At 40.8% G+C, this 19,280-nt stretch carries 15 protein-coding genes and 2 pseudogenes; 14 read left to right on the top strand and 3 right to left on the bottom strand.

Annotated elements, in window-relative coordinates; translation table 11 throughout:
- Positions 1-10 precede the first annotated feature (10 nt).
- From M1381_09080 to M1381_09045, 8 genes and pseudogenes are all read left to right on the top strand, one after another.
- The gene (locus M1381_09080; protein MCL4479230.1) at positions 11-1,210 is read left to right on the top strand and encodes an ABC transporter permease; all 1,200 of its coding nucleotides are present in this window, start codon (positions 11-13) and stop codon (positions 1,208-1,210) included.
- Between the two features lie 177 nt (positions 1,211-1,387).
- Positions 1,388-1,483, top strand: a pseudogene (locus M1381_09075) (prepilin-type N-terminal cleavage/methylation domain-containing protein).
- 551 nt (positions 1,484-2,034) lie between these two features.
- Positions 2,035-2,124, top strand: a pseudogene (locus M1381_09070) (prepilin-type N-terminal cleavage/methylation domain-containing protein).
- A gap of 565 nt (positions 2,125-2,689) precedes the next feature.
- Positions 2,690-3,613: an ABC transporter ATP-binding protein gene (locus M1381_09065; GenBank protein MCL4479229.1), complete on the top strand. Its 924-nt coding sequence runs from the start codon at positions 2,690-2,692 to the stop codon at positions 3,611-3,613.
- Positions 3,606-4,409, top strand: a complete 804-nt coding sequence (locus M1381_09060; GenBank protein ID MCL4479228.1) for an ABC transporter permease — start codon at positions 3,606-3,608, stop codon at positions 4,407-4,409. The genes M1381_09065 and M1381_09060 overlap by 8 nt, the downstream gene beginning before the upstream one ends.
- Positions 4,406-5,278 carry a hypothetical protein gene (locus M1381_09055; protein MCL4479227.1) on the top strand — a complete coding sequence of 291 codons (873 nt, stop codon included), beginning with the start codon at positions 4,406-4,408 and terminating at the stop codon, positions 5,276-5,278. Before M1381_09060 ends, M1381_09055 begins: the two co-directional genes overlap by 4 nt.
- Before the next feature lie 6 nt (positions 5,279-5,284).
- The gene (locus tag M1381_09050; protein MCL4479226.1) at positions 5,285-6,592 is read left to right on the top strand and encodes an O-antigen ligase family protein; all 1,308 of its coding nucleotides are present in this window, start codon (positions 5,285-5,287) and stop codon (positions 6,590-6,592) included.
- Complete coding sequence (locus M1381_09045; protein MCL4479225.1) at positions 6,579-7,433, top strand: tetratricopeptide repeat protein; 855 nt, start codon at positions 6,579-6,581, stop codon at positions 7,431-7,433. Before M1381_09050 ends, M1381_09045 begins: the two co-directional genes overlap by 14 nt.
- Positions 7,434-7,463: 30 nt before the next feature.
- Here M1381_09045 and M1381_09040 read toward each other — a convergent pair whose 3' ends face one another.
- From M1381_09040 to M1381_09030, 3 genes are read right to left on the bottom strand one after another with little or no spacing between them, the layout of a single operon-like run.
- The gene (locus M1381_09040; protein MCL4479224.1) at positions 7,464-8,105 is read right to left on the bottom strand and encodes a hypothetical protein; all 642 of its coding nucleotides are present in this window, start codon (positions 8,103-8,105) and stop codon (positions 7,464-7,466) included.
- Between the two features lie 6 nt (positions 8,106-8,111).
- The gene (locus M1381_09035) at positions 8,112-9,647 is read right to left on the bottom strand and encodes a hypothetical protein (GenBank protein MCL4479223.1); all 1,536 of its coding nucleotides are present in this window, start codon (positions 9,645-9,647) and stop codon (positions 8,112-8,114) included.
- Position 9,648: 1 nt separating this feature from the next.
- Positions 9,649-11,193 (bottom strand): hypothetical protein, encoded by a 1,545-nt coding sequence (locus tag M1381_09030; GenBank protein MCL4479222.1) that lies wholly within the window; start codon positions 11,191-11,193, stop codon positions 9,649-9,651.
- 120 nt (positions 11,194-11,313) lie between these two features.
- Here M1381_09030 and M1381_09025 point away from each other — a divergent pair, with 120 nt between their 5' ends.
- The 6 genes from M1381_09025 (at position 11,314) to uvrC (ending at position 18,648) form a co-directional block, all read left to right on the top strand.
- On the top strand, positions 11,314-11,565 hold the full coding sequence (locus tag M1381_09025) for an acyl carrier protein (GenBank protein ID MCL4479221.1): 252 nt from the start codon (positions 11,314-11,316) through the stop codon (positions 11,563-11,565).
- Positions 11,534-11,950, top strand: coding sequence for a hypothetical protein (locus M1381_09020; protein ID MCL4479220.1), 417 nt, complete (start codon positions 11,534-11,536; stop codon positions 11,948-11,950). The genes M1381_09025 and M1381_09020 overlap by 32 nt, the downstream gene beginning before the upstream one ends.
- Before the next feature lie 11 nt (positions 11,951-11,961).
- Positions 11,962-12,408: a hypothetical protein gene (locus M1381_09015; GenBank protein ID MCL4479219.1), complete on the top strand. Its 447-nt coding sequence runs from the start codon at positions 11,962-11,964 to the stop codon at positions 12,406-12,408.
- Entirely contained in the window at positions 12,405-13,811 is a 1,407-nt protein-coding gene (locus tag M1381_09010; GenBank protein MCL4479218.1) for an AMP-binding protein, read from the top strand. The genes M1381_09015 and M1381_09010 overlap by 4 nt, the downstream gene beginning before the upstream one ends.
- 43 nt (positions 13,812-13,854) lie before the next feature.
- Positions 13,855-16,293, top strand: a complete 2,439-nt coding sequence (locus tag M1381_09005) for a bifunctional YncE family protein/alkaline phosphatase family protein (GenBank protein MCL4479217.1) — start codon at positions 13,855-13,857, stop codon at positions 16,291-16,293.
- A gap of 513 nt (positions 16,294-16,806) precedes the next feature.
- Positions 16,807-18,648, top strand: a complete 1,842-nt coding sequence (uvrC, locus tag M1381_09000) for an excinuclease ABC subunit UvrC (GenBank protein ID MCL4479216.1) — start codon at positions 16,807-16,809, stop codon at positions 18,646-18,648.
- The last annotated feature ends 632 nt before the right edge of the window (positions 18,649-19,280 follow it).

Raw genomic sequence — 19,280 nt, 5'->3', positions numbered from 1 at the left:
CCCTGAAGTAATGAAGGTTTCTTTTAGGGCTTTATCCAAAAACAGAATGAGGTCCGTGCTAACAGGGCTTGGTGTAATTATAGGAATAACCGCAGTAGTTGCACTTGTATCGATTGGACAGGGTGTAAGTAAAAAGATAGAAACCCAAATCTCTGCACTCGGATCAAATATTCTTATGATCTTCCCCGGAAGTACATCTATGGGCGGAGTACACGGCGGTTTCGGCACAGGAACAAATCTTATGCCATCAGACGCCAATGCTATAAGTCAGGAATGCCCTGATGTTCTTTATGTATCCCCAAGTGTTAGAACTACCGGACAGGTGATCTTTCAGAATCAGAACTGGGGAACAACCATATTGGGTGTTGGTTCAAGCTTTCCCATGATTAGGGACTGGTCCGTAGCAGAAGGAAACTTCTTTGACAGAGAAGATGTTGATGCCTCTGCAAATGTATGTGCTATCGGACAGGTCGTTAGACAGCAGCTTTTCGGTAATATTGATCCGATCGGCAAAATTATAAAGATCCAGAATATTCCTTTCCGTGTTGTAGCCGTTATGGCAACAAAAGGAACTGCCGGTTTTGGGCAGGATATGGACGATATGATCCTTGCACCTTATACAACCATTCAAAAGAAGCTGCTTGGTATTACATACATTAGTCTTATTTTCGTAAAGGCAATCTCAAGCTCGTCAATCAATGAGGCACAAAATGAGATTGAAGCACTTTTAAGACAAAGGCATAATTTAAAAAAAGGCCAACCCGATGATTTTACAATCCGCAATGTTGCAGATATACTATCGGCCATTTCAAACATCACAGGATTATTAACTATCTTTCTTGGCAGTATTGCCTCAATATCCTTGCTTGTCGGCGGCATAGGGATAATGAATATTATGCTCGTATCGGTAACAGAACGGACAAGAGAAATTGGTATAAGAATGGCGATTGGTGCTAAAAGAAGGGATATACTTACGCAGTTCCTGCTTGAAGCTGTCACTCTGTCCACCCTGGGCGGCATTGTCGGCATAATACTCGGGATCATAGTCAGCACTGTCGCAGGACATTACATACATATACCTATAACTATAAATATACTCCCGATACTAGTTGCTTTTCTTTTTTCCTTTGCTGTAGGCGTGTTCTTCGGCTTATACCCTGCAAGAAAAGCCTCAATGCTTAATCCAATAGAGGCATTGAGGTACGAGTAAACACATCTTTTCAATTTTTGTTCATTTTTCAGCAATTGCTGCTTACAAATCTGTATAAACAGAAAATATCTTTTTAAATCAAATAGTTGGCTTATCTGTAAAAAGGCATGTTTTGTGCTTATTCTCCTCTCATGGAGGTTTTTTTATATGTTATTCAAAAACATGCACTCAATAGATATATCAAAACATAAAGGATTTACTCTTATTGAGTTAATGGTAGTAGTGGTAATTATCGGCATACTCGCTGCAATTGCAATTCCCAATTTTATCACATTGGAAAATCATGCTAAACAGGCATCCATAGAATCAGCTATGAATACAATACAGATAACATTAGAAACGTATGCAGTTGATTTTTCCGGTATATATCCGGCCACTACTGATCTTTCTGACCCCAACTTTATAAATGATTTACCAGACAAGAAAATGCCTCTTAACCCATATACAAACGGCTATATTCAAACAACCGCATCAAGCGGTTACCAGACAAATCCATCTGCATGGGCATTGGCTAACAGCGGCTGCTCTGGAGTATCCACTGCCGGAGATATTACTTATTATGTTAGTCCAAGTACAAACCCTACTCGATGGGCAATGAATGGCTGCAATAGTGTCGGTACTATAACAGCGAGCCCTTTATGGCAAAATCTTGTGTTACATAACTAAAATCATTATGCCAATTTTTGTTATGATTAAGGATATAAAATGTTAAAATTAAAACTACAATATTGTAAGTGTTTATTTATCAGTAAGTTATACGATATATACATTGGCATAACAATTGCAACACTCAAAGATAGAAAATTTTTAAAGGAGGAAAGATTATGAAAGGACAAAAAGGTTTTACATTAATTGAGTTGATGGTGGTCGTTGTGATCATCGGCATACTCGCAGCTATAGCAATCCCAAACTTTATTGCTATGGAGCAAAGGGCAAAAGAGGCATCAGTAAAAGAAGGTATGCATACTGTTGATCTGGCACTGGAAGATTATGCTGTTGGAACAGGCGGTGTATATCCTATATCGTTAACCGATCAGAACTTCGCATCTCACCTGCCGAATTCTCAACTACCTGCAAATCCTTACGTAGCAGGTTCCACAATGACACCTACCTCAGGTTCAGGCAATCAATCCGATCCAAGCTCTTATGGATTAACCAACTCAGGATGTAGCGGATCCACAACCGAAGGTGATATAACCTTTTACTTTAGTCCAGCTACAAGTCCTACTGCATGGGCACTGGATGGCTGTAATGATGCAGGCGGTATTCTTGCACCCGGTGGTGTTCAGGGTACTGGCCCATATTTTGTAGTGCATAACTAAAACAGGCTGTTTTTGGTTTACATTAAATGGTAACCTTTCGGTTACCATTTTTTTTAACCCAAAAACGCATTTAAAAAATAGAGACCTTGTAGGGGCGAGGGTACCTCAACCCTACACTTATTGCATTTTTTGTGTTTATGAGACAGGATTATCTAATATGAATGCCATTGAATGCAGGGATATAGAGCTTTATTATAAAAAAGGCTTTTTTAGGAAGAGTCATGTTTTAAAAGGATTGAGTTTTACTGTTGAAAAAGGACAGATATACGGATTTTTGGGTCCCAATGGGGCCGGGAAAACTACAACAATAAAACTGATCAATGATTTTATAAAAAAAAGCTCCGGCATTATTAAGGTCTTTAATATCGATGCACGCGATATATCGGCAAGGGCTTTGATAGGGTATATGCCTGAAAACCCAATGTTCTATACCTATCTTAATGCTTATGAGTTTTTAAGCTTCGTATCACGGCTAAAGGGCATTGACAAAAAAGGCATAGATAATACTGTTCACGGACTTATCGAACTTGCCGGGCTTGGCAGCTATTCAGACATGCCTATCGGCAATTATTCAAAAGGCATGGCACAGAGGCTTGGTATGGCGCAGGCACTTGTTGGTGACCCGGATTTACTAATACTTGATGAACCAATGGCAAATCTTGATCCCATTGGAAGAAGGCTTTTCAGGGATATTTTTTTAAAGTTGAGAAAGCAGGGTAAAACCCTGTTCTTCAGTACACATATCATACCTGATGTCGAAATGATATGTGATAAAGTCGGCATACTAATAAACGGCAGGATTGTAAAAGAAGGCAGCTTAAACGAGCTGTTATCAGGGCATATTGAGTATGCAGAGATGATTGTAAAGGGGAATAATATAAATGGCATTGTTGATAAATATAGATCACTTATTACCAATATATCGGTTAATAATAACACGGGCGTTTTAAAGATTGATAGGCATGCTGATGTAGATGCGATATTAAAAGACATTATAGCATTAAATCTAAAACTTGTATCACTGGAGCAGCATACAGAGTCCCTGGAAGACATATTTGTTAGAGAGGTTAGAAATGAGTAGGATATATGCCATTGCTCTTAATACATTGAAAGAAACTATAAGAGACAGGATCGTATACGTTGCTATATTTTTTATGATACTTGGTTTACTTGCATCCCAGCTTATTACACCTCTTACAATGGGAGAACAGATAAAGATCGTTCAGGATCTCAGCCTCGCATTCCTTTCCTTTTTCAGCGTTTTACTTATCATACTCGTAGGCACATCCTTGCTTAGAAAAGAGATGGAAGGAAAAACCATTTATCTTGTACTTTCAAGGCCCATAAAAAGATACGAGTTCATAATAGGTAAGTTCGCCGGCATGGTATTGTTTGATATGGTGGTAATTGTTATTATGTCGGCAGGCGCGTTCACAAATATCCTGCTTATTAATAAAGGTATCTATTATTCAATCTGGTATTTCCATGAGTTCCATTATTTCTCAATAGCAGTTGCCATGCTCTTTGTCCTGATGCAGTTGATCATATTGAACGTTGTTTCCATATTCTTTTCCGTGATCACTTCTTCATCCATAATAAGTGCTATCTTTACATTTTTTATCTATCTTGCCGGTATCTCCACAGGCACACTAAAGCAGCTTTCAGAGTCTGCAAAATCGCCAGTTCTGTTATACATTATAAAATTCTTTTATTATATACTTCCTAATTTTGCTATTTTAGATTTAAAAAACCAGGCTATTTACGGCATACTCCCTTCTTTAAACCAGGCTTTATTCCTTATTGGTTATGCTGTTTTTTACTCCGTATTTTTACTGTTGTTTACTGTTATTCTGTTTGAAGGTAAAGAACTAACATGATAAAAAGGCCTTTAATAGGTATAGCTGGGCTGTTATGCTTCTTTTTCTCCATTTTTCTCATAAATCATTATAACAAAAAACCATTAAAAACTGACGAGTTTCAAGAACTCGCATTTTTCCCTTCAGAACCTTTCATAAAGGCGGCGGTATTCCACTATGATAACTTTTTTTCTGATATATCTTGGATGCAGTCTGTACAATACATAGGCAAACACCTCGCAACAGATAGGGAATTCAATCTCCTGTATCATATCTATGATGTTGTAACAAAGCTGGATCCAAGATTTATAGATGCGTATAACTTTGGAGCTATTATGCTTGCCCAGTACAATAAAGATGCACCATCAGCTATGAATCTCCTAAAATTAGGTATGAAAAGGGATCCGGATAGCTGGGAGATACCGTTTCAGGCAGGTTTTATTGCCTTTACCATCTATAAAAACAATGCCATCGCACTTCATTATTTTAAGATCGCAAATAAAAAAACCGAACACCACAAGACAATAGAACAATATATAGCTTTTCTTAGTGAGAAGCAGGGCAGCGTAGACATTGCTCTTAAGATGTGGACGGATATGTATAATTCAAGCAATGACACAATTACAAAAAATATATGTCTCTATAATATCTTAAGACTGAATGTGAAAAAATACGAAAAATTATTAACTCAGGCAATTGATAATTATAAACATTCAGAGCATCGTGTGCCGAAAAGCCTTGAATCGCTTGTTTCAAAAGGCTATATAAATAAAATACCTTCTGTTGTATCATGGAAGCCGTTTCAATATAACACGAAAACAGGAAAGCTAATAGCCCCTGATATAACATGGAAGGACGTGGCTTTATATCAAAACGCTTTACATCAATAAAGATCAATGGACATATTGAAAAAACAAATCAAAGGCATTAAACAGGCAGCGGGTATATTACTATATGCTGTAGCATTTATATTCCCCGTTATCTCTGCGGGTAATCCCTTGTTTGGAATTAGCAATATAAACGGCGTGTTTATCTCCGAATTTATCATTACTATTGCAGGCTTAATGGCTTTTGGCTTTGTTGATGACCCAATGAGAACAATCCAAGCATTGACTCCGAAACAATGGATAGTTATAGCCGGTGCTTTCTTATATGCAAGCATAAACGTTATTGCAATGTTTGGCTCTATAAATATGTTTGAGAGCGAGGGATTCGTATATATATATATAAACGGCTTCCTGTTATTAACCAGCTCTTATCTTATTTTTAACAAACAAAAGTTAGACACCTTATTGTTTATACTGGCGGTATCAAGCACTGCAGTTGCCCTGTACGGCATATATCAAACAGACTTCTGGTATAGGCATATTCTTGAAACCAATACTATTTTAAACCATAATGTTTCAGAAACCGCAAAAAACACATTCAGGGCACTCGGAACATTTATCCATCCCAATGTAATGGCGGGTTTTTTACTTATGGTCATTCCTCCTGTGTATATGCTTTTAATAAAAAGCAAATACAAGCTATTACTATACATCGAGGCATTGATTATTACATTGGGTTTATTTGTTACCTATTCAAGGGCCGCAATTGCTCTTTATATCCTATCTTTACCATTCCTCTTTATGGTGTTAAAAAAAGAAAACGGTGCAAAGAAAGTTCTTGCATATATAAGTACTGTTATATTGTTAGCCGTTCTGATTCTCGTCTTTATTATATCATCTTACAATAGTTTAAATAAGCACACACTATCTTTTAAGTATGCGCCTTCAAAATTGACCGCTGTGAATGACATGTCTTTTATTGCAAGAAAAGATTTTGCAATGGGAGCCATAGACATAATTAGGCATCATCCATGGACAGGGACGGGACCCGGGACATTTAACATTGCATACAGGATGTACCAAAAAGGGGCTATCTATTCGAGATATGCGCACAATAATTATTTGGAAATGGCAAGTGAGATAGGCATACCGGGCTTGACGGCATATCTTGTATTGATAGCAGGGATGCTCCTGTCATTTGGTTCAGCATGGAAGCGAGGCTCTGTTTTAGCAGGGGTATTATTGATCTCTCTGGTTTCATTTATGCTGCACACTTCCATAGATTTTGATTATGCATCGCCTGCTGTTGTCTGGCTTGTATTCATTTATGCAGGGATATCCTTAATACTATCGGACAAAGGTTATGCGAACAGATAAACTCTTAAAATATTTCCTGCTGTCGGCATTCTTCCTGCTGTTAATCGTCTTTGAAAGCAGATACACGTTGAGTAAAGACTATGCACACATTGCAGAAGCAGATCTATTAAAAAGAAATTCCAATGCTGCTTTTGAATCCGCAAAACATGCAATCATATTCAACATCCACAATGAACAGGCGTACGCCGTCATGGCAAAACTATACCTGATGTTGTTTGAACAAACCCATAATAAGGATGCCTTCCATACAGCTTTTGTTGCAATAAGAAACGCCATAAAAGATGATCCATATGAAGCATTTTACTATGATTTTGCCGGTTTGCTATACCTGTCAAATAATGACTACAACAACGCTGTCCGCATGTATGAAATTGCCATAACACTTTATCCCCATTATCTGTACTTTCAAAATCAATTGGCATTGCTGTATCATTTGACAGGTAAAAATGATAAAGCTATCGCAATCCTGGATGATCAGTCTAAACTTTATAAAGATTATGTGTACGCATCGCACCCTGACAGTATCGATATCGTCAATGCGTATTTTTTAAAAGCATGCATATTTTACAAAACCGATAAATACAATAATACACTGAATACGCTTGGTAAAATAATTGCCATTGCTCAAACCGGTATTTCGCTTAACAATCCGGAAAGGAGAGATAAAAGGACTATCACATTACCGCAGATCAAAGCATTGGCGCAGTTTGATACGGGATTTATATACAAAAAGCTTGGAGAGCGCAGCAAAGCACAAACATTTTTTACAGAATCATATAACACAATACCGGCTTTAAAAAGCAATAATAGTTTTCTCCTGGTATTCAATATCTGCGAATAACATGCTTAATCAAATTTGCTGCAGCCCCTATTAGAATGCAACCCTCAGCCCAATGGTTATCCGCTGGCCGTCAATTGTAATTTTCCCGAGATAACCGAAATCAAAATAAGCTGCTTTTACCAGATAATCTCTGAACAAGCCGAAAGAGAACTGAATACCAACAGTGGTATGTGAATTTGAAGGGATGATCACCGGGAGATAAAAGCCTGCGGATATTTCGGGGGCAACAGCATAGGCTGTTTTATTAATATCCTGTAACTGAGCACTAACATCCACGTTTCCGATATATCCGCTAACACCCAATTCTCCATAAGGGATAAACCTCTTTGATAACTCATACTGATATCGTACGCCGGCAGTAATTATATGCGTTGTAAGTGTTGTGGTAATATCGGAGTTTGTTCCATTTCCTATCATATTCGAATATCCGTAGTTTGCAAACACATCAACATGCTTATGAACAGTGTAGGAACCTTCGATGTACCATGACTCAATCCAGTTATCCGGAGATATATACCCGAACCCCGGGGTTGAGACTTTTGTACCAAAATAGCCGGTGCTTATTCCGATACCGAAGGGTGTTGAAGACGTGTTCACAGGAACCTTATAGCCGGCAAAGCCAGCTGCAGGCGTAATAAGAATGAGAAATACAATACCCATAGTCTTAATCATATATACCTATCTATTAAATAACTTATACACATTGAAACCGTTTACATACCTTTGTACAAATGTGTTAATATCAATTAAAGTGATGAAGCCCAACGGCTGATCATGCAAAACAAATAGCGTGTTACCAGTTAATCCGAGTGTATCCGGCGATGCAGGAAGTTCTATACGACCGGTAGCCCCTGAAACCAGATCATAGTACACAAGTTCATTGTTTAAAGTAAGCGTCATAAATACCAGTTCATCCCCATCCTGCTGTTTTGCAAAAAGGATAGAAGACGGTGCCCCCTGAATAAAGAATGGGTTGACTCTTTGAGCATCCACATCAATCAAAGACATCGCGTATGCTGAAGCTGGGGAATTGGGATTATTGTGTATAATCAGCGCTTTTGAAGGGCTATCGGGCACAAAAATAATGCTGTTGACAGGTGCTGAGAGATCGCCGAAGACCGTGGCTGAGATTATACCATTCTGTACCCTTAAGTATGTAATGGCTGTAGCACTGCTTGTTGGTGAGTATGCAAGTGCAGAGTATACTGCTGTGGATGATGAGCATGCCCCGGTACATGAGAACGCTGTGGCAATCGTATCCGCCTGCGTACTTATATTAACCGATTGTTCATAGATAGTGAGTGCATTATGATCAATGCCGAGAACACCAATGCTCTCAGAGCCGGCATTCATAATCATAGCCATATTCCCGTCCGGAAACATGCTTATTTGTGTTGGCTGATTTTCGGTAAGTACATTGCTGATAGATGGGGTGAGGAGATTGATCACATAGACAGAATTTTGAGCTTCGGATCGCACTAATGCCATGTCTCCCTGCGGTGTAACAACCACCTGATCAGGTACCACCACCTGTGACGGATTGGGCCACAACTCTATATAGTGATTGGCAAACGGCGTTTCGGTAGGCACTACAAAGCACTGGTTCCTTGATATAACAATAATTTTATCCCCTGCCGGCGTAAAAACAACCTGCTGTGGAGCACCGCTGCCAATGCTCAGGGATACGGTATCATCCGTAGTCGTTGTAAGATTTACTATAGAAAATGTGTTTAAAACAAGTATGCCGTTGAAATAAGCTTCCTCCCCTGGTATATAATTGTGATAAACTACTGCATGACTTCCATCTGAAGAAACCACCATACTGTTTAAATTTGCAGCAACCGTCTTTTTTATAACGGTGTTCCCTGCTATAATGTACACCGCATTCTCTGTAGGATTCAACACAACAACATTGTTGTGGGCAGGCATTATCAGATTTGCCCCCTGACCAACAGAGTAGGTATTAAGGCTTAGAGAATTCATATCAATGCCTGTAACAATGCCCCATTGCGGGCTGAGTATATAGATTTTATTTCCCGTGTTTGTCATTTTATAAGCGGATGTAGCAGGGCCCCCGGTACCGCCGCCGCACGATGAAACAAACAAAACCATCAAAAGAGCAAAAATCGGTACAATGCAGTACTTTGCCTCATACATAAAATGGTTAAATGGTATGCGTTTTATAATGTTTGGAGGTATATCATTAATCTTCATTTTAATATGTCCCCAATTCAAATCCAGTAATGGTCATCAAAAGCATACCTTGATCGGGTTCAATGAAACTTAGTCTTCCAAGAGGGTATGATTCTCCGATATATGCTGTATGAAGGGCAGGCATTACACCGACAAAATACGGTGGTGACGGGACATACACACCCGTAGAGATCTGCGTGAGGAGATTAAATACAGCGATCGCATCCGAATCCGGCATCATAGCATACGCATACACACCATCATCGCTAAAAGCAAACAACGTCGGCGCAGATAACAGGGCAATAGGTGTTGATACCCCGGTAGTCATGTTGAAAAGCGTTACAGCGTAATGGTTATAGAAAAATTGTTTTACAGGATCACTTGAAGAGCCACCAGGTCCGGCATGGACAATAATTGCCGAAGATACTCCAACAGTACTTGTAAATGGCAGCATAATTACCGAACTCACCCCTTTAATGACGGGATATGCCTGAATGGTATCATCCGTTAATGTTAGTACATGCACCGACTCACCGGCATGGACAGTTGTAGTCGGGTTTGTTGTGTATAGCAGTGCATTGGTGCCATTCTGTGCTATTGCTATCCGGTTAATATCAAGCCCTGTAAAAATCGTAGATGTGCTGAATGTGCTCAGTGTAATAAAAGAAAGGCTGCCGTTACCGCTGTTTACAGCAATTGCCCGGGCATTATCTGCAGTGAGCTCAATGTCTGTAACAGTGGGACCAAGCGCGAGTATACTCTGTGCACCAGTCGTTATGTTCTGGACAGCCACATCATTGGAATTTTGTATGACTGCAAGTGCGTAGTTACCGTCAGCCGTGAGCTTCAATGATTCCGGATCGATCTGCTGTTGTGAAGGATCTACAAGCTGATAACGGGTTACGGGATAGCCTGCGGTTAGAGATACAACCCCAATCTGAGAAGTAGTTACTACAACTGCTTTTGTCCCGTCACCAGTAAAAATAATCCGCTGCGGAAGGTAATTCACATTGATCACCTGTGAGGTCATAGCCGCTATATTAAGCATGGTGATCTGATTAAATGTGCGTGTCGGATTTGCCGTGAGGTTTGTCGATTTGGATGGATCAAAATATGTAATTGCGATGCTGCCTGTAGGAGAAAGAACCATCGTGTTGTCGTAGGTATCCACAGGAAGTGTCGTAACCGTATCTGATGATATGTCAATAAGAGAAACCGAATAATCGCCTGAGTTGAACACCACTGCTGTCTTATTATCGGGGGTTACATCAACAGTGGTAGGCATACTCCCTACCGATATGGATTTTATTGAAAAAGTCACCTTGTTTATCTCGGCAACGGTGTTATTCGTTGTATTTGCTATGAATACGTACTGATTTGTTGCCGCAGGTGTAGAGAGCTGATAACTAACCGGCTGAGTACCCTGAAGCTGTGCGCTTGCTGCAGGTGGTGAACCAACGGTTTGTCGAGATGCACCGGAAAATGAGTTTCTTGATGAGCCACATGACCCATTTATCACAAGTAAGCTTATTATCATTCCATATTGAATAAGCCCCGGCCACTTCATGGTATGATAATATCACATCATTTAAAGATTGCAATATTATAGTTTCTACAGTTTCTTGACAATTAGACCGGAGTTATATTAACTCCGATAAAGTATTAATAGATTTTAAGGGAGAATGATATGGATCGGACAGAAATTTATAATCTAATTGCCATATTCTTTACGGAACAATTTGAGATTCCTAAGGAAAAAATTAAACCCGATGCCAATCTTTTTGAGGATCTTGGCATGGACAGTATAGATGCTCTGGATATGGTTGGTATGCTGGAGTCCCAGATAGATATTGATGTAAACGTAGATGAACTTGCCAATATCCGGACTGTCCAGAATGTCGTTGATTATGTCTTTTCCAAAATCAATTTTACAGCATAATATCCCCTTTACCATGAGCGAGACATGGATAATTCCTGAGAAGTTCATTCAAAATGAAGCAGGTACAGAAGGTTACTTTTTTATTCCGGGCAATTCACTATGGTTTTCAGGGCATTTCCCCAACATACCCATACTCCCTGGAATAGGTATGCTGGGTATGGTTTATGATACACTTTCATCCTATACATCCCATCACGGCACGCGGTTGACAATCCGGGAAATCAAACGGGTCCGGTTCAGGCAAATTATAGGATCAGAAGCACACTTTAATGTATCCATTTCCTTGAAAACCAAAGACCATGTTTCTCAGGTTTTTTTTCAATGTATGTCAGGCAGCATAAGGGTGTGCGATGGAATACTTGTTGTCAACAGGGAAGACGTATGAGGATACGGTGAATGTATAATATCGACGATTTTATACCCCACCGGTACAGGATGAAAATAATCAATGATATCATTGAGGTGGATGATGTTCACTGCGTCACTCAATCCATTGCTACATCCCTTTGGCCATTATGCCACGGTGAACAGATCAACTCCATAATTATCGTGGAACTCGTCGCGCAAACTGCCTCTGCCTTCGTAGGATGGCAAAATCGTAATAAGACAAAAACCATGGGAGAAGGCGTTATTGTCGGAATAAAAAAAGCTGTTTTAACCGTTCCGGACATACCCGTCGGAAGCCGCCTGAGGACTTCCTGCAAAATGCTTGTAAACCTTGACAACCAATATGGTGAATTCGAAGGTGAGGTAATGGATGATCACACAAGCTATGGACATGTCCATCTCCAGACATTCAGTACCTATACGATGAGATCGGCCGGGAACGGAACTCTACCATGAACACAATATTACAGGACATGTCTCATGACTTTGCCCTTGATCAGGAGTCGATGGCGAAAGAATACATCCTGGGAGGGGCATCGTACAGAGATATCTTTGGCTTGGCTTCTTCGATCTCTTCATGGAGCCGCAATGAGGATAAAAGGACTGGACATTTATGCCTTGCGACTTCCAGCAAAACACTTATTATGGCTGCAATTCTTTCGTCTCTCGGCGGCGGTCCTTCGCTTGTCATCCCTGCATCCCTGTCGGATAACGTAATCGCTGATACGTGCAAAATAACCGGTGCAAACGCTGTTCTATCCGATCAACCCATTGCGTTACCGAAGGGGATCCGATACGTTCCGCTGTACGAGAAAATGACGGATGTCCCGGCCTGGCGGCTTACCATAGGAGCAGACAAACCATTCCTGTGGTTGTATACCGGCGGATCTACGGGTGCCCCTAAACTCTGGTCTAAAACCCCTGACAACATTATAGGGGAAGCCCTGTATCTTAAGAAAATATTTAAAATAACTGAAACAGACATTCTTCTCTCTGCTGTTCTCCCGCTGCATATTTATGGTCTGTTATTCTCGGTACTCCTGCCCTTCGTATCCATGGCGCGCGTCATCGATGACATACCGTATTTTCCACAGGAAATTATCCGTACAGCTGCCAGGACAAAGTGTACCGCATTCATCGGTTCACCGATGCACTATCGGGCACTTTCTACATCTTCACCCCGCATGAAGCACCTCAGGCTTGCCTTTTCTTCAGGTGGTTTTCTGGAGAAATCTCACAGCCTGCATTTTGCTCATGCAACCGGCATCGGTGTTACTGAAGTTTACGGATCCACCGAAACCGGCGGTATCGCAACACGCTGTCAGTCAACAAAACAATCCTCATGGAAACCTTTTTCCTGCGTCCGCTGGATGATTGATGGTGAACGACTTTCCGTATCATCTCCATTCCTGTCACCTAACCTGCACACAAATAAAAAGGGGTTTTTTACCACAGGCGACAGGGCATCGGATTCCGGGAACGATACTTTTACTCTTCATGGCAGGACAGATGGAATCGTAAAGATCGGAGGTAAACGGGTTGATCTAACTGCGATCGAGCAAAAAATCAAATCCATTCCCTTGATCATGGATGCATGGGTTCTGTCCCTTCCTTCCGTATCAGGACGCGAGAATGATATCGCTGTACTCGTCGTGACGAAGAGGACACTGCCTTATATCAGGAGGGCTTTTGCTGGTGTGCTTGAACCTACGCACATGCCGAGATTGATCGCCAATGTCTCTTCCATCCCCGTAACTCTAGCCGGTAAGAGGGATCATCATGCCGCTTTATCCGTACTTTTACAAATTAAGGAAAAACAAAAATCGGGGTCAGGCATGCAAATAACTACACGGTCTTGACAAATCGGGCTACAGCAAATATACCAAAAACGTAGGAGGTAATATGCTTAAAAAATATTTGTTTTCATTTGTTTCGGTGGTTTTTATTGGTTTACCAGCCATAACCGGTTGCGGCAAAAGTAGCAGCTCAACGCTAACTTCCCAATACTGGGGTGCAAACGGCTACACACTGAGCCCTGCAGGAGTACAAATCGGGAATATTGCCTACGACGCAGTTGATCGTAAGAGTATACCTCAACCGAGTGAAATCGCCGTAACCCCGGATGGCAAAACTGTTTTAGTCCTGAGCACAGGATGGGTTGCCTTCGCTGGTAAAAGCCACATGATAACAGCAATAGATACAGCAACAGACAAGATTGCATCTTATATATCTCTTACAACACCGCCTCTTGGATATGAGAGTTTTGACGGTATGGCTGTCACTACTTCGGCTTCGGGTACGGATGTGTATGTTCCGGGGATAGAGTCACAAAGGGGGTTTGTCCTTGATATTAGGATAGATGCAAACAGAAATCTTACTTTTAAAAAGGCAATACCTCTTCTACCTTACACAACCTCCACTTTTGGTTCGGTGGAGGTTTGGCCAACGCCTGCAGGTATAGCGGTAACCGGCAATACCTTAATTACAGCTAATAATGTTGCCTATGACGTAAACGGCAAACAGTATCCAGGTGAAACAGTCTCCATTATAAATCTGACAACGGATACTCAAACCTTTACATTAACGACAGGCGGGTTTTACCCGTGGGCAATAGCAATAACTCCGGACGGTAAAGAGGCCTATGTATGCAACCGCCAATCAAACACCGGTCTTGGTACAGTTTCTGTAATATCACTCGGTAGTACACCCGCGGTAACAAGGGTTATCCCTCTTGAACAGGTGGGATCTGCGGCAATTATCTCTTCACTTGACGGCAGCAAGATGTACGTTGCGAATACGCTCAGCGACACGGTAAGCGTCATTGACACATCAAAAAAAACGGTATCCACAATATCCCTTGCAATGTACGGCAGTGAACCGAATATGGGAGGATTGCCTAATAACCTTACACTCTCGGGTGATGGAAAGTACCTGTACGTCTCAATGGGTGCCGACAATGCCGTTGCTGTTATTGATACCACTACAGATCTGGTTGTAGGCAGAATACCGACAGCTTCATATCCAGCCGGAGTAGCCTTTGATAAGGCGAATAATCATATCTTTGTTGCGAATATGTACGGTGTAGGCCACGGACCATACTTACCCACGAACGCAAAACAAGTTCTGGATCTTTCAAAGTATGCCTGGTTTTGTTACGGTTCTGTATCGGATATCCCTCAACCGTCAACCGCACAGCTCGCAGAATACACCAATCAAGTGCTCGCAAATGATTTTGTTAAACCGGCGCACCCTGCTGTTCCTGCAAATATCATGAGTGCGTGGTCGCATATAACACATGTTGTTTATATCTTAAGAGAAAATAAAACTTATGATATGGAGTTTGGAGATCTTGGGCCTCAGGCAAATGGTGAACCTGTACCATGCCCGATGTTTTCTGCCGGTAGTATTGCTGCTTTTAACATATTGCCTGCATCGTATGGATGCAGCGATCCCAGCAATGCCGGCATTGGGTTTACAACACCCAACACCCATGCCATGGCAAGGCAATTCGCCCTTGATACGAATTTTTATCTCGACATTGTACCCTCAATATGTGGACACCCGATGTCATTTCAGGGGATGATAAGCGATTATCTTCAGAGAATCTGGTCCATAAATACAGGCTATGGAGGTTTGAACCGACAGGGAGATTCCGATGAACCGATAGCGTCCGTCCCGAGCGGGACGATCTTTGATGCACTGAAGAATGCGGGCATATCGTTCTCTGATTTTGGACAGGGCATGCCGAGCCTATACAACGGTGCCTTCAACAGCAACAATCCCTTAAACTCGTTACCGGAGTTTGATCAAACCTATGGAAATCTCATAAGCGATGTCGTGAGGGCTGATTACTTTGTCTCGGCATTTAACACCATGGTTCAAAACAACAGCTTCCCCAACTTTGTATTCATGTCGTTAGGTGATGACGGATATGAACCAACCGATACCCCTATAGCCGCTTACACGGAAAATGACGCTGCAACAGCAATGATTGTTCAGGCAATTGCAAACAGCAAGTACTGGGGATCTACAGCAATATTCATTGATGAGGATGATCCACAGCCGGGCTTTGATCATATCGATCAGGAGAGGTCGTTTATTATCGTTGTAAGCCCTTATGCAAAGCACGGATATATATCAAATGCACACTACGGATTCCCGAGTGCGTTGAAAACCATAGAACTGATACTGAGCCAGTCGACAAATAAACCTCTATCGCCCATGACGGAGTTTGATGCTACCTCACTGCCCATGTATGACATGTTCCAGGCAACCCCCGATATGACACCCTTCACGGCATTACCCGAGACATGGGACACACAAGGGCCATGGATAAGGTAATGGGTTCATGATTGTTCCATAACGCTGTTTGCAGCATTACATAAGAAGCTCTCTACTGGAGATACGCAGCTGCCCCTTAAAATCGTATCGCAGGGATTTTTTCCGGCTCCATATCAGTATATGCTATCACAACATATCCGAAAACAATCGGCACCTGATTTTTTTATCATATAAATAATTACAAGAAGGAGTGGTAATGAAAGCATCTTCTTAAAGGTTAATGACACTTACTGCTCTGACACGCGAAAAGGTTTGCTTGTTTCTATTCCTTTTAAGCCTGTTGTCTTACCTAAATCTAAGGAAGAAGAAAACCCATCCTGATAATGGGCCATAACACTTAGAAGTGTTGATCCCGGGTTTGAATCATGAGCTTATTAAGATATAAGCCTCTGATTGTCTGCTGCAATTTTTGTGTTAATATCATTTCAGAAAAAAGGTGCTGTGTAAAAATAAATCTTGCCCGTCCGACTGTGTGATATTGCACTTCGAAAAACTTTTTATTATAACAACCGTATGATTGATGTTGACAATACTATTTATGAAAAATTAAATCTTGTTCCTAAACAACCGGGTGTTTATATATTCAAAGATGATAATCCTGAGATCCTCTATATCGGGAAAGCCGCTGATCTGAATAATCGTGTCAGGGCTTATTTTTCATCATATCAGGATACCCGTGCGTTTATAAACTTCTTAAAACCAAGAATTAAACACATAGATTTTATGATCACGGACACAGAAAAAGAGGCTTTGCTTCTCGAAAACAACCTGATAAAAAAATATAAACCAAAATACAACATAAGATTAAAGGATGATAAAACTTATGTACATATCCGCATTAATGCAAAACACAAATTCCCGGGCATATACGTCGTAAGAAGGCCGATGAGAGATGGATCTTATATTTTTGGACCATACTCATCCGCTTATGCTGCAAGGGAAACGATCAAACTTATTACCCGCCTTTTCAAACTCAGGACGTGCAGCGATGCGGAATTTAAAAACAGGATAAGACCATGCTTAAAGTATGAGATTAACAGATGCTCCGCCCCATGCGTCAACCGTATATCAAAAGATGAATATACGGACTATGTAAGAAAGACCAAATTGTTTCTTGAGGGCAAAGTGGATACTGCTTTAAAAGAGCTGAGGCTTCAAATGAAGCAGGAGGCAGGTAAAGAACAATTCGAAAAGGCAACCCAGATAAGGGATCTTCTTTTTAATATTGAGAAAACAATCGAAACTCAAAAAGTTGAACTCGGGAAAAATATCGATGCGGATATATTTAACCTATCAAAAGAGGGTCCTATGGTTGTTATGAACGGTTTGTTTATCCGCTCCGGCCAAATGATAAACTCATTAAACTATACATTTAATAATACAATGCTTGAACAGGAAGACTTGTTGAGTTCTGCGATCAGCCAGTACTATGAAAACGGTCATTTTATTCCGGACGTGCTGTATGTTCCGTTTGACATACCGGAACTTGATATGATCGTTAAAAGGCTTTCCGACCTGAAGGGCAGAAGGGTAAAGGTGATCATACCCGAAAAAGGGAAAAATCTTGAACTTATAAGGCTATCCGCGAAAAATGCATCCGAGTTTTTGCACGCAACGTTAAAAAACCTTGAGTCGTCCAAATCATCTATTGAATCATTAAAACAACTTCTACACTTAAAAAACCTGCCCGAGTCCATTGAGTGTTTTGACAATTCAAACATTATGGGCACAAACAGTGTATCCTCGATGGTAAGATTTGAAAATGGTATACCAGTAAAGGCAAAATACAGGCATTATAGATTATTAGATGTAAAAAAATCCGACGATTATGCAATGATGCACGAGGTACTGTCTCGAAGATATGCAGACAGCATTGATGTCCCATCATTGATTATCGTAGATGGAGGTAAAGGACAATTGAGTATTGCAATGGCTGTATTAAAAAAACTTGGTATTACATATCCCGATGTTATTGGCATTGCAAAAGCACGCAGTGAAGATGGGGCAGTACTGAACAATCAAAAAGTAAACAAAGAAGAGGATCGGGTATACATTCCAAACAGAAAAGAGCCTGTAAATTTAGAGTACAGCTCAGAACCTTTATTGTTCTTAAAAAGGATAAGAGATGAGGCGCACAGATTTGCAATTACTTATCATAGACAGCTTCGTTCAAAGACAGCTCTGCGATCGGAGCTCGACGGGATACCGGGCGTATCCGAAAAGAGAAAAAGGCTTTTATTGTCCATTTTTAATAGTATCGATGAGATCAGGCATACAACGCCGGAGGAGATATCAAAAAGAACGGCCATACCCATAAACGTTGCTAACGAGATACACGAACATCTATCAATATAAATCCGGAGTTTTCAGAGTTTCATCAGAAGTCAAAGACCAACCGGAAACTTTCAACCACATATAGTGAAACGATGACGACTTTTTTTGCTGCGAAAATCCGATAAACACAACCAGCGCTCAAGCAGGGTTACTGATAAACATCTTCTGCCGGCCATTGTCCCGGCTGGTGATGTGATAAAAACGGTCTTCGCCTTTCAGCCTGTATAGTCTGGACATGATCGTTCATCTGCTCTACTACGCTCGCTTGTCAATCCATTACACATTTCAAGGGCGGACCCCGTTGCTTCCATTCATTAAATCGTCTCTCCTATGAAGCCTTCTTATTTGAATTTGCAACCGTACTCTGCTACACATTCTAATAGGTGTGGTACAGTATTGTACATGTGGAGTGGTGAAAGAGAAGTACGCGATCCTTGAGGTCGGAAGGGTGCACAAGAAATTATTAAATGATTGGTATTATAAAAATAGAGAAATTGATAATATACACGCATGCTAGTTAACATTGTATTCATTACAGTCTTTATCTTGTTTTTTGTAACAAACACCCTTCAGGAAAAGATATACAGAAAAAAGGGATTTACTACCAAGGGTACATTACCTGTTGAAAAGCGGTTGTTCGCGATTGGAAAGTT

It is taken from the genome of Deltaproteobacteria bacterium (assembly GCA_023382265.1).
GTDB lineage: Bacteria > JAMCPX01 > JAMCPX01 > JAMCPX01 > JAMCPX01 > JAMCPX01.
This window is presented reverse-complemented; position numbering and strand designations above follow the sequence as displayed.